Genomic DNA, 24,661 nt, shown 5'->3' with positions numbered 1-24,661 from the left:
TTTTATAGTCTAAAGATAGTTTTTCTTACTTTCACCCAAAGATATGTTTTTTATAAATACACATCTATGAACACAAAATACCGAAGTAGATAAAAGTTAGTTGAATGCTTCTTTTACTTACCTTTGCCTTCTTGAGAGAAATTATTGAAGTGACTATACTACCCATCAATCCCTTTTTCCGGGCACGTCTGCAAACCTCCGTAAAGATATCTTGGATTACAACTTCAATCTTCCATACTTCTGTATAGTCTCTTGGGAGCGTCATTACCATTCCAATATCCTTCTGCACACTTTGAGTATTTATGTTACTGGATTATCCTCCATTCCATTTGCGACTCCTTAAGCAGGGAATAAACACCAATAAAAAAGACCCCTCACCTAAGGTGAGTCAAAGTGGCCCTACCTTAAAACGTATGCTCATCATTCTTTAATCGCCTTATCTCCGTTAACTCTCTTCTAATTCCCAGTACACGTCTATGAAGTACACTTCGATCTATTGATTTAGCTACAGACTTTTTAAACTGGACATCCAATTCACTTAATGGCTGCTGAGCTAGTTTCTTTTTATGTATTGGTTTAACTTGAACTTTTGTAGTTTCAGGCTTGACAGGCTTCAATCTTTTCTGCTTCATAATATGTTCAAATACACTGTCCTCTTGATGCATGGTCTTCATTCCTTAATGTGTGATGAACACATTGTATCATAACGAGAAGACGACTGTTACACAATAAAGTACAGATGCTTAGGGATGGACATGAGCTTATTGGAGATCAACATAATAAAGGGAAGTTAAGCAAAAGCACAGCCTTTAAGGGGTTCGTCATAAAATACAGTCAAAATTGATTTCTTTTAGCATTCTCAACTCCCTTTAAGCACTTTTGAAAACTAATGAATGTTGTCTCATACAGTTTATTATTTACATGTACCACACTTTACGACTCTACTCCAAAATGAGATACGATAAGTTGCTCCGCACATGCCAATACGCGCTCTCCAACAATAATAGACTGCATCGGTCAACAAATTTCCCGATCCACCTCCTGTTCCACTGGTCACGAATGTTGTTTCCTCATTCTGGATTGTCTTGTGGACAACTTCGAAAAGACGTGAATAATAAGGTTTAATTGTGATATTTCCCCATTCTAATCAGCATATTTCTGCGTCTCTAGCACTATGATAATTTCCTTTTTAATGATATAGTGAATTGAAGCGTTTTTTTGAGCTGACATACTTTTTAACGGGGCTGGGATGAATGAAAGAAACCTTATCCAATCAAGAGGACATCGGCTTTTTATTTAATGTCGATATACTTATTAAGAGCCGCTCAAATGCATTGGCACTGCAGTCCCTGTTGGAGTTCATAAACAATGAAGAACAAATTGCGGACTTTCGGATTCAATCCGGCATAGAGCTAGGCAAAATTATTGAAGCGACACTCCAGTCCAAGAAGGACTCTTTCGTCACACTTCACAACGAACGCAAAAAAGCCAACGCAGCACAGAAGGCGTCCACTGCAGCTCAGACACCTGCCTCACCTGCTCCAGTCAAAACACAGAATCAACAAGAAAAACTGGTTAGCGAGAAAAAGCCTGCCACCCAAACATCCAATGTATCCGATGGAAACTCGTTTGACGCGTGGATTGACACACTCATTAAAGAGAATAAACTCACCCGTATTGTTGTCAATAACAAGAACGGTAAACATCAGAGCATTCCTTGCCGTATTCTGAATTTTGATCGAGATACCAGTATTGTGAGCATATACCATGTTGATGAAAAACAGGTGTATACATTCCGAACCAATGAAATCGATGAGTTTCTGTAACTAACTTCATCGGATTAAAACAAAAAGCAACTTGCGTTAGAATGACAGGACATTCTAACGCAAGTTGCTTTTTAGTTCTATGGTTCATGTAGGATTGAACCCTCCGAGATTTGTTTGGACCGTTCAGGAGCGATCCTTACCTCGCTGCCATACATCTAATGCCAATAACAACCATCCGGCAATGAAGGCTACCCCACCAATCGGTGTGATGGCACCCAGAATCTTGATGCCAGAAATACTAAGCACATACAAGCTGCCCGAGAACACAATAATTCCGATAAACAACAGACGCGCTGCCCACTTCAGTTTTGTCGATGCCCCAAGTTGACCAGCCGTCAAGCCAATAATGAGCAAAGCCAATGCATGAATCATGTGATATTGCACACCTGTCTCATATGTAGCTATGGCCGCCGGCCCAATCGTATCCTTGAGCATGTGAGCACCAAACGCTCCAATCGCCACCGATAACATGGTCATTACAGCTCCAAGCATCATCCATCTTCGTTGCATATAAGTTCTCTCCCTTAATTCAACTACAATTCACTCCTATTATTGTAGCGAATCCACTCCTCCTTTACCAGTCGGGACGGAGCTTCAAAGATCATATGTCTCTTTATACTTAACAATTCTATCCCTGCCCTATAAATTGTAGGAAACAAGCGTAAATCCTTGATTTTTACCGATATTTATGGAAAAGTAAACAGGTATGTAATCGTTGTATTTTAAGTGCAAGTTCAAAAAGATTGGTTTTCAGTATCGAGAAGATGGGATGAAGCTAATCATTACTCATCGATTAGGTTAATAACACTCAGTACGATGATTAAGGGAGGCAAGTCAACATTATGGATAATCGCGATTCCTATAATTCAGGTTATAACAACACGGATCAGAATTCTGGGCAGGCAGATCCATACAATAACAATGGGTATGAAGCATACCCGCCAGATCATGACAGGCAACCAATGCCACCACTGAAACATTCCGGACCTGGGATCGCCAGCTTTGTCATTGGATTGGTTGCAATCTTGGGTTATATCCTGATATTCTTTATTGCCACCATGGCTGTAAACGAGTCCATCGGAGTTCTCACCCCGTTGCAGACAGAAGAGATCGCCTTGCATCCAGCAGTGGTTCTGGCTTCATTAGCCATTCTGGTCTGCCTGATTCTCAATCTGGCCGGAGTCATCGTCGGAATTATTGGTCTTGTCCTCAAGAATCGAAAGAAAGTTTTTGCCATTATCGGAACCCTATTAAATGGGATCATGATTCTGTTATTCGTTGGACTTATCTTGGTAGGCATGACGCTGATGTAACGCTTTGCATCAGCGTCATGTTTCCTTATAATTAAAATGAATGGGTTTACACATAAGTATAATCTATATTTTTTTGCCAAAATCATTGTTTTCAAAGGAGATTGACATGTCACGAATCAAAATTTTTGCGGACAGCACAAGTGATCTGGCTCCAGAATGGATCCAGCAGCACGATATCGGTATCATTCCCTTATATGTCGTGTTCGGTGAAGAATCACTGAAAGACGGTGCTGAGATTAAGCCTGAACAGCTATATGAACGTGTCAGCCAAGATGGGCATCTTCCCAAAACAGCTGCACCTTCCCCCGCTGATTTCATAACGGCATTTCAACCTTACATAGATCAAGGGGATGAGATTTTATATATCAGCTTATCTTCTGAACTTTCCTCTACCTATCAAAATGCACGACTAGCGAGTTCCGAGTTCCCGGAAGGTCGAATATCGGTCATTGACTCACAGAATCTCTCATCAGGAATTGCACTCATGGTGATGAAAGCTGTACATGCTGCTGATAAAGGGCAAAACCTGACTCAGATTACACACCTGATTGAGGCGATGAAAACAAATGTACGCACGGAGTTTGTCATCGATACACTAGAGTATCTGCATAAAGGTGGACGCTGTTCGGGCATGCAGAACCTGATTGGAAGCCTGTTGAAAATTCGTCCTGTCATCCGGGTAACGGATGGCAAGATGGCACCTGCCTATAAAGTGCGCGGCAAACGGGAGAAAGCTCTGGAACAAATGCTGAATAATACGCTCAGCCAGAAGGATCAGATCGATCCAGACCTGCTGATTGTTGTGCACACTATGGCTGAAGAGGATGCGCTTGACTTGCAGAAGTCTTTGCAGGAACAAACGGGTGCCCGTGTGGAACTAACCACTGCTGGTTGTGTAGTATGCAGTCACTGCGGCCCAAAAACAATTGGAATCATCTATAGTACTGTTTTATAGTATTACACGCTACATCGTATCATATTACCCAATCCAATCCTTTCTTCTAGATCTGTATTTGGTACATCCAATACTTGGACTGACATACCGTTATAACTAAAAAGGGCAGTCCGAGCTTAATCGCTCAGGATGCCCTTTAATATTATTGCTAAACTTTTGAATGACCTACATTTGGTCCATTGCTCATTATGATAATGGATCAATAACTTTTGGTCCGCAGATCATCCAGACTTTTGAATACATATCCTTGCTTGCGAGCCTCATCAATGATGGAACCCAGAGCTTCCGTGTTATCTTTGGATACCGAATGAAGCAAAATGACAGCGCCTGGATGGAGTTGTTTCAACACCTGTTGATGAGCATATTGTGCGCCACGCTGCACATTGGTATCCCAATCTTTATAAGCAACAGACCAGAACACGTTCACATACCCTTGGGCATGGCTCTCTGCAAGCGTACGATTGTTAAAAATCCCCCGCGGTGGCCGTAAAAAGGTCGCTTGTTGACCCGTCAGCCGATTGACCTCCGACTTGACCTTATCGAGTTCCTCTCTAAGCTTTTCATTGGAGATGCGGGTCATATCCGGATGACTCCATGAATGATTACCGACAATATGACCTTCTGCCGCCATACGTTTGACCAACTCAGGCTGATCTTTCAGATAATGACCTGTCACAAAGAAAGCAGCTGGTACCTTCTTGGTACGCAAAACATCCAGTATGGCAGGTGTAAATCCATTCTCATACCCGTTATCAAACGTGAGATACAATTCCTTCTGTTTTGTATCCCCCAGGAAAATGGCATCGTTATGTTGTAAGATCGACTTAAAGCCTTCCTGATCAATGGAGGGCAGTTGACCGTTTTGACTTTTTTTGAATCCAAAGTGATACGCTCCGGTAACCGGTGATGCTTCAGTCTGTGCCGGTACCATACTGATGGACAACAGTCCCAACAGTATATATAGAACCATTCGCTTCATTCTATCCGCTCCTGTTCCTGAAAAATTCGGTTAGTCGTTTGCACACACGAATACCTTCAGATAATATGCCACAGGAACGGCTAATGTATGTAAATCATCAACGATCGAAATGTTTATTTTCAGCTTGTGGCGGAGATTGATGGAACAATTCAAGTAAGGTCTGAGGTTTGCCACTGGAAGCAAGCCATTCCCTCACGGTCTGTATGGCACGGGTCTGTCCATCTCCCCGATCACGCCATGTAAGCAACTCGATAACTTTGATAATCAAGGCCGACATATTGTGATTATCCAGTTCAGACCGCTCTGCCCTCAGCTTGTGATACAAAGCCTCCTGTTCCCAATCCAGTAGAATCTCATCACCAATGGTTGGCTTCAGAAGTGTATACGCTCTGTCACAACCTTTACAACGAACCGTGCTGACCTGTTCATCTATAAATTCCGCTCGGATATCCTGCTGGCAATCCGGGCATTTGAACCCAACTTGTATGTTTTGTATGTTTTCGTTCATGACATTGTTCCTCCTGCGATGTGAGCATTTTGCATCATTCGATTCAAAATACTCCTTGGATATATGCATAATGCTTATGTATGTACTACATCTATACCCGATATTTTGTCGATTCACGCTTATTTTGAAGAAATCTGTAAGGTGCTATAATCTTGTAAATATGTTAAAATATTATACATATCATGGTAGGGAAAAGGCGGGATACTCATGTCGAAGGAAGAGCGCAATATAACCTGGCAATCATCCAGCATCAACAGACAAGACCGGGAGAAGCATAATGGGCACCGTAGTCGTGCCATATGGTTTACCGGATTATCAGGTGCAGGAAAGTCATCCCTTGCATTTGCCCTGGAGCAATATCTCTATGAACAAGGCGTAAGCTGTTATGTTCTGGATGGGGATAATGTACGTCATGGACTGAACCGCGATCTTGGTTTTACAGCTGCGGATCGTCAAGAAAATCTGCGCCGAATTGGGGAAGTATCGAAGTTAATGGTAGATGCCGGGTTGTTTGTACTTTCGGCTTTTATCTCTCCTCATGAACAGGATCGGGAGATGGTTAGACAATTATTCGAACCGGATGATTTCATTGAAATCTATGTGCGCTGTTCAATTGAAGAATGTGAGCGTCGTGATCCCAAGGGTCTATACAAAAAAGCCCGCAACGGTGACATCCCGCATTTTACAGGCATTTCCGCCCCCTATGATGTACCCAAATCACCTTCAGTCATCATCGATACGGAACAATGGTCCATTGAGGAAGCTGTACAAGAGATCATACAACATTTGGAGCAGATCGGTGCTCTACAGCTGCCGCTTCCTACGAAAACAGCCGTTGTTCATTAATCCATGCTCAATATACGAACCACCTACATAAAGGGCGCGCCCATCGTGGCGCGCCTCTTTACGTGTGTCGTGCCTGATTATTCAATAAATATATGAATGAACAGAAGCAGATACATATGTCCCATACTCGGCTTTTAATTTTGGAATGGATTCTGCTATCTACCCTCTTACTGTCCCACAACACCCGCCTGCATGTTCAAAAGCTTGCTGAACGTCCCTACCGGATCAGTAGATAACTGTTGATATCCACCCTCTTGAATCACCCGACCTTCATCGAGCACAATTACACGATCTGCCGTCCGAATTGTGGACAATCGGTGTGCAATCACGATAATGGTCACATGTCCTTTTAACCGTTCTAAGGCCTCATGAATGTACTGTTCATTCTCACTGTCCAGCGCACTTGTTGCTTCGTCCAGTACCAATACAGAAGGATTACGCAACATGGCCCGGGCAAGCACCAATCGCTGACGTTCGCCCCCGGATAACCGAATACCCCGATCACCAATGATCGTATCCAGACCCTGAGGCAACTTTCTCACAAAAGCCGCAGAGGAGGAAAACTGTAAAGCCTGCCACATCTGTTCTTCACTTGCATTTGGATCAACCAGACGCAGATTCTCACGAATACTCGTATGAAACAGGAATGGGTCCTGGGAGACATATCCGATGGAACTTCGCCAGCTTAATAAGCGTTCTTCTGACAGAGGCACACCGTCAATCAGAATACGACCAGTTTCAGGTCTCACAAGGCCCATAATCAGATCTATCAGCGTGCTCTTGCCTGCTCCAGATTTACCTACAATTGCGGTCATACCCCTTGCTGGAATCGAAGCTTGCACATTTCTCAATGAGTAAGCATCACTTCCCTCATAGCGATAGCAGACATCCTCACACGTGATAGATTCCTTCAGCTCCATAGGTTGAATCCCATCAGTTCCAACGTCTCCTGCCGAAGCAATCTCTGCACTAATCTCACGACTCTTCGCCGTCTGCGCTTGCAGTTCTCTGACTACCCGAAACGCAGGCAGCATGGAGCTGATGTACTCCAGATTGGACTGAATCGCCGTAAATCTTGGCCATAAGCGGGAAAAGATAAGGATGATGAGCAGCAGACTTGCTGGAGGCACCGTCATTACACGGAGAGAAAGATAGATGAATGCCGCAATAATGATTGCCGCGGACATCCGGTGAATCAACTGTGTTCCACTGTTCAATTGACTAAATTGAATGACATTGCGTTCTATCTGTCTGCACATGCGCTCAAACCAGTTCATGTGTGAGCGCTCAAGCATGTTGCTTTTAATATCCTTAATGCCGTTAAAATGCTCGGTAATGCCGTTATAATAACTTTGCGAATATTCAGAGGTCTGGTCTCCGATCTGCTTGGCCCGCTTGACGAATTTTCTCAAGACAAAAAATAATAACAATCCACAGAACAGCACAAGTGCCGTCAACTTGGCGGATAACCAGAAAGCGAGACCGATCTGAATGCCCGTAAAGATCAGAGAGGCTGCCATTTGCAGCATAATGCTCGTTCCCTGACTCACACGTGCAAGTTCAGTCGTTAATATATGGTTAAAATCGGATTTTCGTTTTTGGAGAAAAAATGACCATTGCGCCATAATAATGGCACCATAGGTTTCCATGCGCAGCGTGCGTACAAATTGCTGCTGGATTCGCGTATTACGGATCGTCTGGAGACGCTGCATCCAGGCCTGTCCGGAGACAATCAATACAAAGGTGAACAATACGAGTAACAATTGGCTATTTTCAGAAAAACGATTCAATACGTCTCCAAGCCAGGGAATGTTTAAGCCTGTGGAGCCCATCTCAAATATGCCAATCAGACTCAGCATCGGAACAAGCATGTAGATACCGATCCCTTCCATGAGACTGATACAGATCATCCCTAGCAGATTCCAATATAAAATGGGCCCCGTGACATGATGCAACTTTCGCATGAAATATCTTAATTCCGAGATCATACTTTACCCCTTTCCGTCACCGTATACCTTTTAATTCGCCGCCAGAACCAGAGAAACGGACGTAACGGAAAGTACAGAAAAAACAAAGAACGCGGAAGCGGCAATTGATCCACATCCCATGTACTTGGATATAAACGTTCGATAAAGAAAAACCATTTCTGTTTGGTACTTCGAAGTTTAAACAGATATGATTGATAAGACTTCATATCAGCCGGACTTTCCAGCATGTCGTTCATGAACTTTGCGCCTTCATTGGCTAATCGCTTGCCTGTACGGTCACTCAAGGACATTAAGGACCTGTACTCTACATCCAGCGGCGTATTCAGCAGCTCCGAGGCCAGATAAAGAGCCTGTGAACCGATGGATAAACGCCCCTCCGCTTTCAGACGTCTTTCCACTTTCTTCACATCAAGTGGCATGCTGCGGATCATCTGGTCGATATCCAGTAACCAGCGCAGTCTGAACCAGCCGTGTCGTGCACCATGGGTTACGAGATAAGCCCACAGGTCTTCTTGTTCAAGCATACGGACAGGTGTCTGTGTGTATGAACTGAACCGGCTGCGTTTCCACAGCAATTCAAAATCGGTTTCTTTGCCCGAATCCGGATTCAGACGCCAATGGATCTCCACTTGAGTCTTTTTGACCGGATGGGTATAACAGATATGATGTTCCCGCCATTTCCAGCTGCGCACCGTAGGTGCACGCTCCCTTTCCTTGGATACGTATCCGAGAGTAGCCAGAATTCCTTCAGCCGCTTCCACATCATCGAACGGAATCAGGATATCCAAGTCTTTGGAGGTTCGCATGGATACATCGCCATAGAGATCATGGGCGAGCGCTGGTCCCTTGAGTGTAATATTGCGGATGCCGCGTTCACGAAAAGCGCCACACACCTGCTCCGTCTCAGCTGTCAGATGTAACATGCGGAACGTATTGACCGTGTATTGTTGTCTCAGACTCTCCATAACATCTGCAGGAATGATTGCAGAGTTCAATTCTTTCATTTTCAAATAAAGGACAGAGTATAAGCGGTGATGATAGACAAGCCGCAGAAAGAGCTGCCAATCCGTTCCTTGCAAACCTGCCTTGAGTTCTTCAGGGGATAGAGCCGTCAGATCACCTCTAATCATGCTCAAAATCAGCTTAAGCTCCTTCGGAAACCCTGATGAATAGAGTTCACTTTCATGTATCATAGACAATCTCCCCAGATCCCTTCTCCGGACACCGTTTGCCAAACACACCGACAACCGTATATTGGTCCATAGTATCAGCTCCGGTCACGATCAATTTACCACTTCGCAGCCAGGCATGAGCCATCATATGTCCTTGCTTATTCCGTGCAGTCCCCATGTATAACGTACTCTCTATCTTGCGTCGCTCAAGCATCTTCATCCCGGCAATCGCCATTACAAGGCAGCGGCTTTCCCATAACGTATATTTACTGGCGAGCGAAATTGCTTTGGAAATATTCCGTATAGTGATGACCTCGCTGCGTTCGAGTCCTGTCATCGGTGTTTCTACCATAGGCGTACCCAGCCCTGGCGCGATTTTGGCAAATGGCATAGCCTTCTGTATGCGTGCCCAGCCAAGGAGCATATAGGCCTCCCATACCAGTCGCCGCATCGACCGCGGGAGCGCGAGATAAGCCTTTATTTTTCGCAACATCATTCTACACTCCGCGAGTAACGTCGATTAAACCTTCACGGGACAGATGTTCCAGGAATTGCACCACCTGCTCACGACATACATCTGGCTCAATCTCGTACTCCGCAGCAAGTACCTCAACAACTTCACCCAGCGTGCGTTCTTCTGCGATCAGATCCCAGATTCGTCCACCGGTACTCCCGAGGTTATAGTATTTTCCAGAGCTAATGCTCATCATAACTTTCTCACTGCCCATATCACTGACCAGATTGCCTTCCTTCCGGGTTACCCGGTCTTCCACATTCATCGGTGTAGTCGCTGTCATTGTCCTGTATGCACTCCTTTACGTATATGATCTGTGATCCGATCCACCATCTCAAATGCTGTAAACTCAGCACCCGTTCTGACCAATCTGCCAATCTCCACACTTGCTGAAAGTCTTGAAGCCGTCTCGAACAGCCACTGTGCCAGCCCCTGTCTTGCAACGAGTCCACCGCGGAACGTATGCGAGCATAACAGATGCAATCGTTCTAGCCCCGTCACTTCAACCAGTTGAACAGAAGTATGGTTTTCCTCCGGTTGTGGAGCAAGTTCGAATATTCCACCTAGTGGTACGGCCATCTCATGAAAATAGTGCTGAACAGGTATCGCATACTTTGTAATCTCCGCATGAACCGTTGCATAATCCTGCTCCTTCATACCGAAACCGTCCAGACTGGGCTGCCATAACTTCTGTTGCGGGTAACCAGGTGATACAATAGCTCTTCCTCCGGCATCCCAGGTCAGTGCAACAACATCATCGGTGAGAAGTGGATATCCGCGTGATGCCAGTGCAGCCGACAACGTCGATTTACCTGCCCCCGAATGTCCGACAAATGCGTAAGCCCAGCCATCAATAACAACTGCACTGCCATGCAATGGAAGAATGCCACGCTGCATCATAATGACCGCCATACATGTGCCCAGGATGAACAATCTGACCTTTCTCTCATCTGCACCCGGTATGGGGGATACAACAATGCGCTTTCCTTGTTCCATTAGAAACAGACCTGTATCTTCGATTTTGAAAAAAAGACTGCCCTCTCGTGCCACAAAGTTGTCGTTGCCTACATTCCAATCCTCCCACAATGGGATCAGATCTGAAGACTCGATGTGCACATCCACGTCAAAATCACTCTCCGCATCCTTGGGTGCGATCTGTAGTTCAGGCATTCGAGTTTGGCTCGACCAGCGCAGACCATACGCCACATAGTGCACAGGCAACAATGAACGACGCCTCCTTCGTAATAAAATGTAAAAAAAAGCCCTTATATTCATGTTGCTCAATATAAGGGCGGAGGCGAAAATCTGGATTTGTTGCATTTCCGCCCTTTAAGTATGATGACACTTCATAAAACTAAACAACTTAGGAAGTTGGATCGTACAGATCCGCGTCGTGAACCGTGATCCAGTCAATTTGTCTGTAGCCAGTACCGGCCATAGTTTGATTGACTTCCAACACTTCAAGAGCTGGTGCTTGCCATTCCTTTTTTTCCATTTGCATCGTATTCACCTCCTTTCATGTGCCCTCATTCAGAATTTTCGAATGAACCGATAGACGATCAGACTATGCATCATCAATCGCAGATCTGGATGCGAAGCAAGTTCAGGTCTTGGACTGGGGAAATTGGCCAGGGCAGACTTGATACGCTCCGTGTTTAATATGCCAGCAACCTTGCTATCAGAACACAAGGCACGCAACTCGGCAGTAAAAGCATCCCAATTCGGAATGATGCGATGCAGCCAATCCGCCGGTTGTACCCCCCGTACCCGTTGATTCAGTCTGACCTTGTCAGGCAACTCCGGTGAGGTAGCCCGGCGAATCAATGAACGATCCGTCCCTTGTTTCACATATTGTTCAATCGGAACGGACAGACAGAACCGGATGACTCTGGCATCACTTGTCGGATCACGTTCCCAAGCGCGGTAACGCAGAGAACATTTTGTAGCTACAGCACCGTTTTTGTTCGCAATGGCCAGGTTATTGAATTTCTCGGCACGTACTTTGAGTGCATCAGCCTGGGCACCGCCCTGCAGAACAATAATGGATTTGAGTCTTTCCAGTACACCTGTTCTTTGAGCAAAATCAGGATGGATCAACTGTACAGAAGCGGCCTGGCTGGCTCCTTTGGACTGAGCCTTGAACCAATCCGGATATGCCTTTTTCCCGGTGATCTTGGCTATACGGGAGAAAGGCATGCCGGTGCGTTCACTGTACTGCTGCATCTCACGGAACCAGCGGTACCAGCGGCCACTTTTCAGTAGACTGGCGTAATAATCCAGAGCCGGTCCCCAGGAGATGGTGAAATTACCACGTGCGCCTGTGAGCAGGACGCCTGCATCTTGCTGGCTCGCTTTTTCATAGAATCCGCGAATCCAGAATGAATTTTCAAAGTATTTATAAGGCATTTCCATAATGTCGAGCCAGGTATCTACTTCACTGAGTGGACTTCTGCCTTCAAAATCAAGGTAGTTCTCTGTGATATTGCCGACATGATTAATGGTTGAACGTATGAAGGGTCGTTCGTCTGCGAGCAACGTTTTCGACGTATAATCTGTGAAATCCGGTACGGGAACATAACTATAGGCCTGTAGCCGTTTGCCCTGACTTCTCAGTGTTCCGGAAGCAAAACCAACCACGGCTCCCGAGTCCAGTCCGCCACTTAAAGCAGCAGCCACCTGCCTGTGCGTTCGCAATCGTGATCCAACCGCCTGCCCAAAGACCTCCCGAAACGCTTCTACATACTCACCATCGGATTTCAGCCTTAGAGGTTCGACTTCATTCCAGCGATGATATTGCTTCAGCTCCAGTCTCCCATCCCGGAAAACAAGTGTATGTGCGGAAGGCAGCTGGCTTATTCCCCGATATACGGTTGAATTGATATCTGCTGAATCATGCATGTCAGGAATGGCAAGGAATTCGGACAGCCAGGTCTCATCAAGTTCTTTATGTACCCCTTCAAGCCCAAGCAACGGATTCATGAGTGTGCAGAAAGCAAAACGTGAGCCATCATGTCGGTAATAAAAAGCTCTCATGCCTGTAATGTCTCTCGCTGCATACAGTTTTCGATTCCGCTCATCCCATATCGCGAATACAAAATCCCCCAGCAATCGGACAGCTACATCTTCCCCCCAGCGCTGATAGGCACGCAAGATCAATTCACTATCCGATAACATCGCCAGCTCAGCTCTGGATATCTGTAATTGATCTGCCAGTTGTTCCCGGTTATCCAGAATGGCATCTGCCGTGATGGTCAGACCACTTTCCTCATCATATAGAGGCAACTTCTCGCTAACCGATTCCGGTGTAATCCATTGGGCGTGACAGCTAAGGAACGCCTCATTGCCTTTCCACACCCCTGTTGTATCCGCAGGGACATGCCCCAGGCTTGCGTACAGACGCCAGCTGTCTTCCCATAGCGCCTGCTGACCATCGTTGTGTACAATTCCTGCTATGGCGCTCATGACTTGCCTCCCCGTAGAATCTTGCGCTGTGAAGCCCAAGCGCTGATCTGGTGACCAAATGGTACCCATGATTTGATACGCTGTATTTTGCTTTGAGCAGAAGCCAGCTGGACTTTCAAACGTTCTCGCTCACTGTATCCTCGTTCCAGACGATGATCTGCCGCCCGTAGTGCGGCCTGCAGCTGTCTGATCGTTGCCAGTGCAGCCAGTGTGGGATCTATCTTTTCCGGTTCTTCGAGAGCTGAATCATTCCGATTTTCATGGGAATCATGGACGAGAGAATCAGCTGGCTGCATCCGATAGTGCTGCTGCCAGTCGCAACCGGTCGCTGTAATCAACTGATGCGTAATTCGCTCGATGACCTCTTGATCCGGACTTGCTTCATAACGAACACCCGTCCATTGTTCGGCTTCTGCCAACTGGTCACTGTACCCCATCCGATGGAACAGATCCGCTCCCATCACACGACAATACAGTTCAACTTCATGTGGTTCTAATATGTTTTTCCAGTTGTTAACAGAACCCTGATGTGCCTCTTGATGGGAAGAAAGGAATGGATCACCCACGCCCATACTGTAGAACATGTCAGACTTGGCACTGTCCAGAAACTGTCCATACTGCTCCATACCCTGTTCATATGGAATTCCCAGAAACGCGCATAGTTTTTCAAGTTCTTCCTTGGGATTGGAAACCATTCGTTCATATTGCAATTCATACGCATTGGAATGTGGTTCGGCAAAATAATCATTCAAGCGGAGCATACCCAGTGTGAGATCTACAGATTTCATATTTAATTTGGAGCTCTGCAAACTATGAGTCAGGTCGAATCCTTCACCTGTATGACGGTTTACCTTTTTGAATGATGCTGCTATGGCCAGAGGATTACGCTGGAGATGAATGCGCTTGGACTGTGGGAACAGACGATCCAGCCATTCTAGCATATAATAATAACGCGGAGATTTATCAACGACGAAGTCTGCTCCGCTCCCTTCCAGGAATCCATTGTAGATCTCAAGAGCAAAACTTCTGCACGCCTTTTCGAAGACATCCTCGGATACCATGGCATTGTAGAACTGACGCATGATGGAGCTGCCACCATAAGCGCGTGAATCGGTTTTTGGCAGATCGACAAGACTCATCAGAAACCACATTTCCTGGGTGGCGAATATACGACTGTGATTTTGCAGCATGACTGTGGATAATGAACTACCACTGCGGGGAACACATAGTAAGAAAACAAGTCCGTTACCTTGAGCGTCGATCAATGGCAGCCTCTCCTCTGTTCAATAAATTAAGCATGCAGCCGGGATAGACCAGACTCTACTTTTGTGTTTGGCAAAACGAATACTACGCAAACTATTAGGTCAGTATTTTGCAACATTCCGTCGGAACCTTACCCGAGAGTGATGCAAATACACATATTCTTTCGACAACTCTCAGATACAATATGTATTTATAGTTTTACTCTATGATACAAAATGTATCATGTCAATCTTTTATTTTCACCTTTTCATAAATTCTTACTCTTTCACTGTATTCTGCTGTCTGTCGTTTAAGCACTTATTCATGATCAACTATGTTCTGATTGCACAAACGCGAATAAGCTCCAGACATGTTCTGTGAGGAACAATGCCTGAAGCCATGCGTAATCGGTTGAGAAGCTTACTATGAAAACCGTTGAACAATCATCAGGTGAACCTTACATTTGAACTCTTCCCAGGAGCTCCGAAGCTCCCATTACGCCCTTCTTCCTGATCTGCCAATGCAGCATCCTGCATCCCCTTTTGTATCTTCACGGTTAACAATACAGCAATGCCCGCGACGAAGAAGAAAATCAGTGACAGAATGCCCCAACGCGTGGAACCCGTGATCTGTCCGACATAACCGAACACAAATGGACCGAAGATCGAAGAGAATTTGCCTGTAATATTCACAAAACCAAAATACTCTCCTGTTCTGCCTGCCGGCATCAGATTGCTAAACAGGGAACGAGCTGTGGACTGACTCACACCCTGCACAACACCAACCAGCCCGGCGAGCACGTAGAAGTGGATCGCTTGTGTCATGAAATAACCAAGAATCACAATACATATGTAGACCGATAAGCTAACAATTAATACATGCTTTGCTCCCCAACGCTGTGCCCATGCTCCCAATAACAATGTACACGGGAACCCGATGAACTGGGTTAACAGTAGCGCGAGCATCAGGTCGGTTGTGCCGATACCTATACTTGTCCCATAGATTGTAGCCATCAGAATGATGGTATTAATGCCGTCATTAAAAAACCAAAAAGCCACCAACATGCGGATTAACTGGGGAAAACGCCGCATCTGACGAAAGGTCTGCCGCAGTCTGCGCACGCCCACCGCAGCATACCCTGTCCACGAGCCGGGCATGTCCGGTGATGCAGGACGTCTCGGAGCATGACGAAAGATCGGTATTGAGAACAGCAACCACCACAACGAGACGGAGATAAAAGCAAGTCTTGTGCCTGCCAGTGTACCGGTCATCCCGAACCAGCCCGGTTGCTGAATCATCAGCAGGTTCACCGCAAGCAGCAAACCTCCTCCAATATAACCATAGGCATATCCTTTGGAGGATATCATGTCTCTTCGTTCAACAGGTACCAGATCCGGCAGCATTGCATCGTAAAAGGTGTTACCACCCGCAAAACCGATTGTAGATATGACCAGCAAAGCGGAAGCAAGTAACCAGTCCCCTTCACCGATTGCACTGAATCCCAATGTGGCAAGGACGCCTATGATTGCAAATACACGCAGGAAGTCGCCTTTTCGTCCTGACAAATCAGCCAATGTGCCAAGCAGCGGTGTTAGCAGAGCTACACACAACATGCCAATGGAGTGTGTATAGGCCAGGTAGGATGCCGCGGTATCCGTATCCAGCGTTGCTGCAGCCACCGAAGCATAGAATACAGGCAGTACTGCCGCCAGTACTGTTGTTGCATAAGCTGAATTGGCCCAATCATACATAATCCAAGCCTTGATCGCCTTTTTATTCACATAATCCTTCCTTTACATGCAACTATTATAATGATTGATGTCTTTCTCCTATTGTAAAGGAAGGATATCACACTTGTTCACTGTTTCTGTAAAAAATGGTGCAGTTCTGTTCTTGCGACTCACCTTACCTCCAAGGTGAACTTGCGTAATTGTATCATTTTATATCCACTCTCATCACATATCGTCCTCGCCCGTGAATATACTTAATTACCGACAGGCCAAACTGTGCCGCGTAATCAATGGGGGTGCCTACATGTCAAATTCACACCAGCCTTACTCGTTCGTCGTGTCGAAGGAAGATTGGTCGCTTCACCGCAAAGGGTACCAGGACCAGCAGCGCCATCAGCAAAAGGTGAAAAATGTCATCAAGCAGAATCTGCCTGATCTGATTACGGAAGAAAACATCATCATGTCTGATGGAAAACAAATCATCAAGGTACCAATCCGCAGTCTGGATGAGTACCGTTTTGTGTATAACTACCAGAAGCAAAAACATGTCGGTCAAGGAGACGGTGACAGTCAGGTCGGAGACGTCATCGGTCGTGACCCCGCTGCTTCGCAGAAACCCGGCAAAGGCGAAAAAGCTGGCGATCAGCCTGGTCATGATATTGTGGAAGCCGAAGTGAGTATTGAGGAATTGGAAGATATGCTCTTCGCTGAGCTGGAATTACCCGATCTGAAGCAGAAAGACAAGGATCTGATTGAGACACATACGGTAGTTTTCAACGATATTCGCAAAAAAGGCATGCAGTCCAATATTGACAAGAAACGTACCATTCTGGAAAATCTGCGTCGCAATGCTACGACTGGCACGCCAGGCATCCATCATATCAGTCCGGATGACCTGCGCTACAAGACATGGGAAGACAAAATCATTCCACAATCCAATGCCGTTATTATTGCCATGATGGATACATCCGGGTCCATGGGTTCGTTTGAAAAATACTGCGCGCGCAGCTTTTTCTTCTGGATGACCCGTTTTCTACGCCGTCAGTATGAGAAAGTTGAGATTGTTTTCCTCGCCCATCATACGGAAGCCAAGGAAGTAACCGAAGAAGAGTTCTTTACCCGTGGCGAGAGCGGAGGCACCATCTGCTCCTCTGTATATATGAAGGCGCTGGATATTATTGACAGCCGTTATCCACCTTCCAGCTACAACATCTACCCTTTCCACTTCTCTGACGGGGATAATCTGACCTCGGATAACGAACGGTGTGTGAAGCTGATCGGGGAGTTAATGAAGCGTAGCAATATGTTTGGATACGGCGAGGTGAATCAGTATAACCGCAGCAGCACACTGATGTCGGCTTATCGTCATATCAAGATGGATCAGTTCATGTATTATGTGATCAAAGAAAAAGGCGAAGTGTACAAAGCTTTGCGCAGCTTTTTCCAGAAACGGGAAGGAGGCAGCGTTAGATGACAGATGAGATCCGCGACCTAGAATACGCTATTGCCGAGATTATGGAGATTGCCAATGGTTTTGGTCTGGACTATTACCCCATGCGGTACGAAATCTGCCCATCGGATATTATTTATACATTTGGAGCCTACGGCATGCCGACCAGATTCAGTCACTGGAGCTTTGGCAAAACATTTCATAAGATGAAAATGCAATACGATTTTGGACTCAGCAAAATTTATGAGCTTGTCATCAACTCCAACCCTTGTTATGCCTTCCTGCTGGATGGCAATTCCCTGATTCAGAACAAATTGATCGTAGCCCACGTATTGGCACACTGTGATTTTTTCAAAAACAATGCCCGTTTCTCCAAATCCAACCGTAATATGGTCGAAAGCATGGCTGCTACGGCGGATCGCATCAGCAATTATGAGATGGAGTACGGAACGGAAGCGGTTGAAGCATTTATCGATGCCGTCATCGCAATTCAGGAACATGTGGACCCACAGCTGATTAAACCCCGCCATTTGGACAAACAACGTTACATGGAGATGAAAATGCGGGAGCAGCGCGGTGAGAAAGCACCCAAACCGGAAGGTCGCTATGATGATTTATGGTCGCTTGATGATGTGAAGACCGAAGATACACCAGCCGAAGGCATTCAGGTCCATCACTTTCCGCCTGAACCGGAGAAGGATGTCATGTGGTTTATTCAGGAATTCTCGGAAGTGTTGACGGACTGGCAGCGGGATATCATGAGTATGATGCGTGAAGAGATGCTTTATTTCTGGCCACAGATGGAGACGAAAATCATGAACGAAGGCTGGGCTTCTTACTGGCATCAACGCATTATCCGTGAACTCGATCTCAACAGTGAGGATACGATCGAATTCGCGAAGCTCAACTCCTCCGTGGTGCAGCCATCCAAACAAAGTCTGAATCCGTATTATCTGGGACTGAAGATTTTCGAGGATATTGAACGCCGCTGGGATAACCCAACCCGGGAAGAACAGGATCGTTGGGGCCGTAAACCAGGCCAGGGTCGTGCGAAAATGTTCGAGGTGCGTGAATTCGATTCCGATACCTCCTTTATTCGGAATTACATGACTAAACAATTAACCGAGGACCTCGACCTTTACGTCTTTGAGAAAAAAGGCCCGGACTGGAAAATTACCGACAAGTCCTGGGAAAACATACGGGATCAGCTCGTATTCTCACGTGTCAACGGAGGTTCCCCTTATCTGGTTGTGCAAGATGCCGACTATATGCGGACCGGGGAACTCGTGCTGAAACATCAATATGAAGGCATTGAGTTGGATCTGAAATATATGGAGCGCACCATGCCTTATCTGTATCGCCTCTGGGGGCGTACAGTACATGTAGAGACACGTGTCGAGGATAAACCGATCTGGTTTACGTATGACGGCAAGAAGCACCACCGTAAATTTATGTAAGGTTTTCGATTATCATTATAGGAAACGAAAATATAAATACTCTTATCATGGATGAGTTTAATGTTTAATAAAAAATAAGACATAAAAAAGCGGCAAGTCCCCGACATACACGGGAACTTGCCGCTTGGCTTTTTTGTGGATATTATCGATATTCAATCAAATATTGAAATTCTTTCTCTTTTTCAAGTGTCTCTCTCGTAATTTGAGGACAATAAATTAACAAACTTGGTCTTCCATCTTCTTTATTAAAGATATAAATTGTGGGGATTAATGAGAATCCATTCTCCATTAAACAATAATATAATTTATTGAAAGGCTTCATGATATATCCGACTTTTTCATTATTCTCGAAATTCAGAACCTGAATAGCCCTTTCATCGTTTGGATTTTCATTGTCGTATTGCAAAGCTAACCTAGTATCCTTTGATAATTGTTTATTATTTTTTTTTGTATATGACCATCCCGCAATTTCGATATCTAATAATAACGATTGATTTTCATACACAACAGGAGCGATAAGTGAAAGCGAATCTGTTGCTAATCTGCCTTTAGTCAAACATAAGTAGTCCCATACTAGATCTTCTCCATTGCTGAGATTATGTTCTTGCAGTAACTTCTTGAAAACAGCTCTGTTAACACCTGGAGTTCTTCGCTCAAAAATTGAGAATAATTTATCACTTTTATACACTTTAATTTCGTCACTAAAGCCGATGAAAGGCGAAAAACCATGTTCTTTAGCGGCATTTAGAGAGTTATTTTCGTATTGAAAAATGTATACTTTGTTCTTTTTTTCAAGAATTCCCACTAAAAAGTTTTCCCCTTGAGGACCTTTCCAAAATACCAAAAGTTTATTATAAATATATTTCATTTCAATAACTCCTCTAACATTAAGTCACGCCGTACAACTAAAAACCTGTTAACAAATTCCTTTTGAATATCACTCATTACAACAGAAGGAATTTCATTAATACACTGATAAATTTTAGTATCAGTTAATTGTAAAAGCGCTGAAGCGTATTTTTTAATCTCAGGAGATATTTGAATCACCTTTTGTAAAAATTCAAAAAAATTCATTTTCCTATTATCTTCAATATTCCCCCAACGTATCTGGGGAGATGCTTTCTTATTAAATAGATAGGAATGGAACATTTGTTTGTCCTTAAACATCAGTTCTATTCTACGTTCAGGTAACTCTCTACCAAGAGACGATGAGTTATCGTAGAATGGCGCAAAACTGATTCTCGAAGAAACTTCATCTCTGACTATCCCAAAGTTATCCTGATGTCTATCTGTGTTCCCGATAAGTGTGTCAAATATAATCATTTTATATAAGTCATCCAACATATTTCTCTGAGCAAACAACTTTAATAATAATTGATAACTATATATTTCTTTGTTTCCTTTTAAACGCTGGCGGTCATAACTATCATCGAATTCCATGATCATGTCAGCGCCCTCAATAAGACTCTCCAAGTCTTCCTCTATAAATGAATGACACAATGCACCATATATTAACGAAACACCTTGAAATCTTGCTTCATCTAAATAATAATCTCGGAAAAAAACAGGACTCGCCTCAACACAGCCTATATCAACTTTATGAACATTAAACCCTAATACTGTTCCTATGTCAGAAGCTAATTTCTCGGACCACATCTCTCCCGTTACTTCCTCGATGATTTTGTTTCCACTTGTCAAAGAAACGGGCAATTTAAATAAAACTAATTTATTATTTTCTGGATGCCGATACCATCTTTTCTCTTTGGAGCCAGATACACTTAATGTTTCGCTTTTCCAATTGCTAATATCCAGGATAGTATACATAGACTGTTCGGCTCCTATTTGCAGGATTTCTTACTTAAATGTATTGGAGAATTACCCTCGTTTTATTAAATTATATGTTGTGTACATGTAAGGATCAACTAAATAAGCCTGATGATGTTAGGGGCTTTTGTTTGTTCCCATACTCGCTAGTATGGGACATTTTGTACCTATTTCAATCACTCTTACTTCAACCCAATCAAGTCATCTGTTTAATACAGCTTGCCTTGTTTAATGTCTTTCTCGGAAGCTTCAATCATTTGCCGTATATCCGGATCGGAGTCTGGCTCATCCCCCAGGTTATAAACTTCATATTCCAGACCGGCAATACGAATGAATTCCTTATGATCCTTCTCATAGGATTCAATGATAGTGCCATCAGGAGCTTTAAGACTAAAATTCATCCCTCACAACCTCCTTCAATGATATTGCTAAACTGCTAAATAGAACTTTCACCTGAATTATAGCATACAACCATGTTACATCTCAGCCATCAATCTTAGGATTACCAATAATATCAATCATATAAAATACAGCAGGTCCTAACTCTCTCTTTTCTAATCATTCCCCTTACAAACTGTTCTAAAAACTAAAACGGCAAGTTCCCTACACGTGATTGGGGACTTGCCGTTTAAGATATAGTTCAGCTAAACTGTAAGATCCTTTAATTGAAATGTTCAAACGATTATACTGGCGGGATACCATTACCTTGCAACCGCAGCGGTACAAAAAAATCATGCTCCACTTCACTTGCTGGCAGCGGACGACTGCAATAATACCCCTGAATCTCGCGGCAATCATTCTGCATCAGAATATCCAGTTGACCTTTCGTCTCAATGCCTTCCGCAATGACTTCCATCTTGAGATTCTGTGCCATTGATATAATGGTCGCCACAATGGCTTGATCACTGTGACTCTCAGTAATGTCCGTCACAAACGAACGATCAATCTTGAGCTTGTGAATCGGGAAATGCTTCAGATAACTGAGTGAACTGTATCCCGTACCGAAATCATCCAGGCTGATTTTTACCCCCAGTGCCGTGAGTTCTTTCAGGATTGCCGTGGACACTGTTGCATCCATCATCATGCTCTCTGTAATCTCCAGCTCCAGATAACGGGCCTCCAGCCCTGTCTCATGTAGGGCATTCTTGACCTGTTCCACTAAGTTGGATTGGTGAAACTGCTGGCTGGACAAGTTAACCGATACCGGAATGAGTGGTCCGCCACTGGCATGCCAGAGTTTCATCTGCCTGCATGCCTCCCGCAGCGTCCAATTGCCAATCTCATAGATCATGCCTGTCTCTTCTGCAAGCGGGATGAATACATTGGGTGCGAGCAGACCTTTGAGTGGATGGTTCCAACGTATAAGAGCCTCCACACCAATCATGCGGCTATCCTCGGTACGAATCTGTGGCTGATAGTACAGGACCAGCTCATCGCGTTCCAAAGCTTTACGAAGATAACCCTCCAGCTCAATGCGTTCATAAAGTTCCGAATCCAGTTGAGCAGTGTAGAATTGGAAACCATTTTTGCCGTTTTTCTTCACTTCATACATGGCGGAGTCCGCATGTTTCAGCAAAGCATCCACGCCAACTCCATGATCCGGGTACATCGCAATTCCAATGCTGGCGGTTACGTAAAAGTCATTCTCCTTCAGTCGATAAGGTAACTGAATGGCTTCAACAATCTGTTTTGCAAGTTCTGCCACTTGTACTTCTGTCGCTTGATCCTGGGTCACAACGAGTGTGAACTCGTCACCACCCATCCGGGCCAGCATGACATTCTCCATAGCCAAGGGATCAGAAGCTTCTATGGCTTTCATGATCCGGTTGCTGACTTCTCTTAGAAATACATCTCCAATGGAATGTCCCAGCGAGTCATTAATCATCTTGAAACGATCTATATCCATCACCATAACGGCAAAAGAATTCCCTTTTTCTTCTGAATCGTGAATCGTACAAGCCAGTACATCATCCAGCTTGCGCCGATTGGGCAACCCCGTCAACGGATCATGCAAAGCTTGGTGACGAATCTTCTCCTGAGCCTGTTTCTCCTCTGTAACGTCTTTGATCAAAATGTGACTTCCCACATGTCTGCCATCAATGACAACAGGAACTACAACAATACTAAGGTCCAGAAGTTCACCCTGTATGTCTCTCATTTTGGCCATGTAGTGCGCCTGCTCCAGCCCATGATCATCCCAATCGATGGAATCAAATTCACTTATCCACTCGATATCGATCTGCTGAGCGATATCATCAATGGAACGATCCATGACCTCTTTTTCAGGATATCCGGTGATTGTTGTTACAGCAGCATTAATACCTTTGACAATCCCTTCCTTGTTCACTGAAATAATGGCATCCGAATGGTTATGATACAAGGCCTGATACCATTGCTCGTTCTCATGAATCCGTTGATCTTTCTGTGACATTCGCTGATTGATAAATATGCCAAACAACGTCAAGCCCAAAGCAATAAATGTGCCCGATGCGATCAAGTAGGCGAGAATGCCTGGCTCAATCTGCATACCTGAACTTACCATCGAGCCATGTGAATGATGGAAATGCGCGGCTGACATCCCGGTATAATGCATGCCAGAGATTCCAATCCCCATTATGAGACCGCTGCCCATCTTGTAAACCCAGGTATGTCTTGATTGATGATAACGGAAGAAAAACATGAGCCACAATGCCGCAAAGGAAGCAAGCGCTGCAATCAGAATGGATAACACCACTCTGCCTGGTTCATACGTAACCGGAGTTGACATCGCTGCCATTCCCACATAATGCATCGAGCTGATCCCCGCTGTCATCAGCACTCCAGCAATCATAAGCTGGCTTATCCTGCCCGATTGTCTACCCGCAATGTTCAAGGCCACCCCTGATGCGACAATAGCAAGTAGAACAGATAAAATAACCTTACCGGTGGAATAGGAGACTTGCGTAGGCAGAACAAAAGCCAGCATACCTACGAAATGCATGGACCAAATTCCCAGCCCCATCGAGACTGCACCGCAGGTAAGCCATACATTCCGCGCCATCCCGCTAGCCTGACTTACACGGCCTGCAAGGTCAAGGGCTGCGTATGAAGCTAACGATGCAATAATATAGGATAAAATAACAAGTTCTAAGTTGTACGTACCATGTAGGTGCTCCACTCACTCTTTCCTTTCGACCGGGAAATGCCTTGTATGTATGCAAAAATGTAAAAAAGAAGCGAGTGCGCTGTCTGGATGACAGGCACTCCCTCCGCATCATTTGACTCGTGACCACAGACTTAGTTGAAGCCGTTGTCATACATTGGAACCCGTTTATTTGAATGTATATAGTCTAAACGTCCCAGCCCTTAAAATCAACACTTATTTCCAGATATACGATGTTGATTAGCTAACTTTT

24 protein-coding genes are annotated in these 24,661 nt (G+C 44.8%); 6 read left to right on the top strand and 18 right to left on the bottom strand.

Annotated elements, in window-relative coordinates; genetic code table 11:
- Positions 1-64 precede the first annotated feature (64 nt).
- Both MKZ13_RS09560 and MKZ13_RS09555 read right to left on the bottom strand, forming a co-directional pair.
- On the bottom strand, positions 65-265 hold the full coding sequence (locus tag MKZ13_RS09560) for a hypothetical protein (RefSeq protein WP_339185372.1): 201 nt from the start codon (positions 263-265) through the stop codon (positions 65-67).
- 139 nt (positions 266-404) lie between these two features.
- Positions 405-665 carry a hypothetical protein gene (locus MKZ13_RS09555; protein WP_339183591.1) on the bottom strand — a complete coding sequence of 87 codons (261 nt, stop codon included), beginning with the start codon at positions 663-665 and terminating at the stop codon, positions 405-407.
- 588 nt (positions 666-1,253) lie between these two features.
- Between MKZ13_RS09555 and MKZ13_RS09550 the strand changes: the two genes are divergently transcribed.
- The gene (locus MKZ13_RS09550) at positions 1,254-1,826 is read left to right on the top strand and encodes a hypothetical protein (RefSeq protein ID WP_339183589.1); all 573 of its coding nucleotides are present in this window, start codon (positions 1,254-1,256) and stop codon (positions 1,824-1,826) included.
- Between the two features lie 123 nt (positions 1,827-1,949).
- Here the strand turns inward: MKZ13_RS09550 and MKZ13_RS09545 are convergent, their stop codons facing one another.
- The gene (locus MKZ13_RS09545) at positions 1,950-2,336 is read right to left on the bottom strand and encodes a DUF423 domain-containing protein (protein WP_017689551.1); all 387 of its coding nucleotides are present in this window, start codon (positions 2,334-2,336) and stop codon (positions 1,950-1,952) included.
- 332 nt (positions 2,337-2,668) lie between these two features.
- Between MKZ13_RS09545 and MKZ13_RS09540 the strand changes: the two genes are divergently transcribed.
- Both MKZ13_RS09540 and MKZ13_RS09535 read left to right on the top strand, forming a co-directional pair.
- The gene (locus tag MKZ13_RS09540) at positions 2,669-3,139 is read left to right on the top strand and encodes a hypothetical protein (protein ID WP_339183587.1); all 471 of its coding nucleotides are present in this window, start codon (positions 2,669-2,671) and stop codon (positions 3,137-3,139) included.
- Positions 3,140-3,245: 106 nt separating this feature from the next.
- Positions 3,246-4,094, top strand: a complete 849-nt coding sequence (locus MKZ13_RS09535; protein WP_339183585.1) for a DegV family protein — start codon at positions 3,246-3,248, stop codon at positions 4,092-4,094.
- 199 nt (positions 4,095-4,293) lie between these two features.
- Here MKZ13_RS09535 and pdaA read toward each other — a convergent pair whose 3' ends face one another.
- Positions 4,294-5,073 carry a delta-lactam-biosynthetic de-N-acetylase gene (gene pdaA / locus MKZ13_RS09530; RefSeq protein WP_339183583.1) on the bottom strand — a complete coding sequence of 260 codons (780 nt, stop codon included), beginning with the start codon at positions 5,071-5,073 and terminating at the stop codon, positions 4,294-4,296.
- A gap of 97 nt (positions 5,074-5,170) precedes the next feature.
- Positions 5,171-5,581: a hypothetical protein gene (locus tag MKZ13_RS09525; protein ID WP_339183581.1), complete on the bottom strand. Its 411-nt coding sequence runs from the start codon at positions 5,579-5,581 to the stop codon at positions 5,171-5,173.
- Between the two features lie 207 nt (positions 5,582-5,788).
- Here MKZ13_RS09525 and cysC point away from each other — a divergent pair, with 207 nt between their 5' ends.
- Positions 5,789-6,427: an adenylyl-sulfate kinase gene (gene cysC / locus MKZ13_RS09520; RefSeq protein ID WP_339183579.1), complete on the top strand. Its 639-nt coding sequence runs from the start codon at positions 5,789-5,791 to the stop codon at positions 6,425-6,427.
- Positions 6,428-6,594: 167 nt separating this feature from the next.
- Here cysC and MKZ13_RS09515 read toward each other — a convergent pair whose 3' ends face one another.
- The 9 genes from MKZ13_RS09515 to MKZ13_RS09475 form a co-directional block, all read right to left on the bottom strand.
- Positions 6,595-8,412 (bottom strand): ABC transporter ATP-binding protein, encoded by a 1,818-nt coding sequence (locus MKZ13_RS09515; RefSeq protein ID WP_221823524.1) that lies wholly within the window; start codon positions 8,410-8,412, stop codon positions 6,595-6,597.
- The gene (locus MKZ13_RS09510) at positions 8,412-9,608 is read right to left on the bottom strand and encodes a nucleotidyltransferase family protein (protein ID WP_339183577.1); all 1,197 of its coding nucleotides are present in this window, start codon (positions 9,606-9,608) and stop codon (positions 8,412-8,414) included. Before MKZ13_RS09510 ends, MKZ13_RS09515 begins: the two co-directional genes overlap by 1 nt.
- Complete coding sequence (locus MKZ13_RS09505) at positions 9,598-10,080, bottom strand: lasso peptide biosynthesis B2 protein (RefSeq protein ID WP_339183575.1); 483 nt, start codon at positions 10,078-10,080, stop codon at positions 9,598-9,600. Before MKZ13_RS09505 ends, MKZ13_RS09510 begins: the two co-directional genes overlap by 11 nt.
- A gap of 4 nt (positions 10,081-10,084) precedes the next feature.
- Complete coding sequence (locus tag MKZ13_RS09500; RefSeq protein ID WP_017689560.1) at positions 10,085-10,384, bottom strand: lasso peptide biosynthesis PqqD family chaperone; 300 nt, start codon at positions 10,382-10,384, stop codon at positions 10,085-10,087.
- A complete protein-coding gene (locus MKZ13_RS09495) occupies positions 10,381-11,325 on the bottom strand; it encodes an aldolase (RefSeq protein ID WP_339183573.1) in 945 nt (314 codons plus the stop codon). The genes MKZ13_RS09500 and MKZ13_RS09495 overlap by 4 nt, the downstream gene beginning before the upstream one ends.
- Before the next feature lie 139 nt (positions 11,326-11,464).
- Positions 11,465-11,602, bottom strand: a complete 138-nt coding sequence (locus MKZ13_RS09490) for a paeninodin family lasso peptide (RefSeq protein WP_174806426.1) — start codon at positions 11,600-11,602, stop codon at positions 11,465-11,467.
- A 29-nt stretch (positions 11,603-11,631) separates the two neighbouring features.
- On the bottom strand, positions 11,632-13,563 hold the full coding sequence (locus tag MKZ13_RS09485) for an asparagine synthase-related protein (RefSeq protein ID WP_339183571.1): 1,932 nt from the start codon (positions 13,561-13,563) through the stop codon (positions 11,632-11,634).
- On the bottom strand, positions 13,560-14,828 hold the full coding sequence (locus MKZ13_RS09480) for a sulfotransferase (protein WP_339183569.1): 1,269 nt from the start codon (positions 14,826-14,828) through the stop codon (positions 13,560-13,562). Before MKZ13_RS09480 ends, MKZ13_RS09485 begins: the two co-directional genes overlap by 4 nt.
- Positions 14,829-15,251: 423 nt before the next feature.
- Positions 15,252-16,586 carry an MFS transporter gene (locus MKZ13_RS09475; RefSeq protein ID WP_339183567.1) on the bottom strand — a complete coding sequence of 445 codons (1,335 nt, stop codon included), beginning with the start codon at positions 16,584-16,586 and terminating at the stop codon, positions 15,252-15,254.
- A 253-nt stretch (positions 16,587-16,839) separates the two neighbouring features.
- Here MKZ13_RS09475 and yhbH point away from each other — a divergent pair, with 253 nt between their 5' ends.
- Both yhbH and MKZ13_RS09465 read left to right on the top strand, forming a co-directional pair.
- Positions 16,840-18,009, top strand: a complete 1,170-nt coding sequence (gene yhbH / locus MKZ13_RS09470; RefSeq protein ID WP_339183565.1) for a sporulation protein YhbH — start codon at positions 16,840-16,842, stop codon at positions 18,007-18,009.
- Entirely contained in the window at positions 18,006-19,442 is a 1,437-nt protein-coding gene (locus MKZ13_RS09465) for a SpoVR family protein (protein WP_221823042.1), read from the top strand. The genes yhbH and MKZ13_RS09465 overlap by 4 nt, the downstream gene beginning before the upstream one ends.
- Positions 19,443-19,584: 142 nt before the next feature.
- Here MKZ13_RS09465 and MKZ13_RS09460 read toward each other — a convergent pair whose 3' ends face one another.
- The 4 genes from MKZ13_RS09460 to MKZ13_RS09445 form a co-directional block, all read right to left on the bottom strand.
- The gene (locus tag MKZ13_RS09460) at positions 19,585-20,310 is read right to left on the bottom strand and encodes an HIRAN domain-containing protein (protein ID WP_339183563.1); all 726 of its coding nucleotides are present in this window, start codon (positions 20,308-20,310) and stop codon (positions 19,585-19,587) included.
- A complete protein-coding gene (locus MKZ13_RS09455; protein WP_339183561.1) occupies positions 20,307-21,266 on the bottom strand; it encodes a HipA domain-containing protein in 960 nt (319 codons plus the stop codon). Before MKZ13_RS09455 ends, MKZ13_RS09460 begins: the two co-directional genes overlap by 4 nt.
- Positions 21,267-21,475: 209 nt before the next feature.
- Complete coding sequence (locus MKZ13_RS09450; RefSeq protein ID WP_339183559.1) at positions 21,476-21,667, bottom strand: hypothetical protein; 192 nt, start codon at positions 21,665-21,667, stop codon at positions 21,476-21,478.
- Positions 21,668-21,948: 281 nt separating this feature from the next.
- Positions 21,949-24,423, bottom strand: a complete 2,475-nt coding sequence (locus MKZ13_RS09445; RefSeq protein WP_339183557.1) for an EAL domain-containing protein — start codon at positions 24,421-24,423, stop codon at positions 21,949-21,951.
- Positions 24,424-24,661: the final 238 nt, after the last annotated feature.

Origin of the sequence: Paenibacillus sp. FSL R5-0701 (genome assembly GCF_037973995.1) — a bacterium.
Lineage (GTDB): Bacteria > Bacillota > Bacilli > Paenibacillales > Paenibacillaceae > Paenibacillus.
The sequence above is the reverse complement of the archived record's forward strand: the minus strand, read 5'-3'. Positions and strand labels throughout refer to the sequence as shown.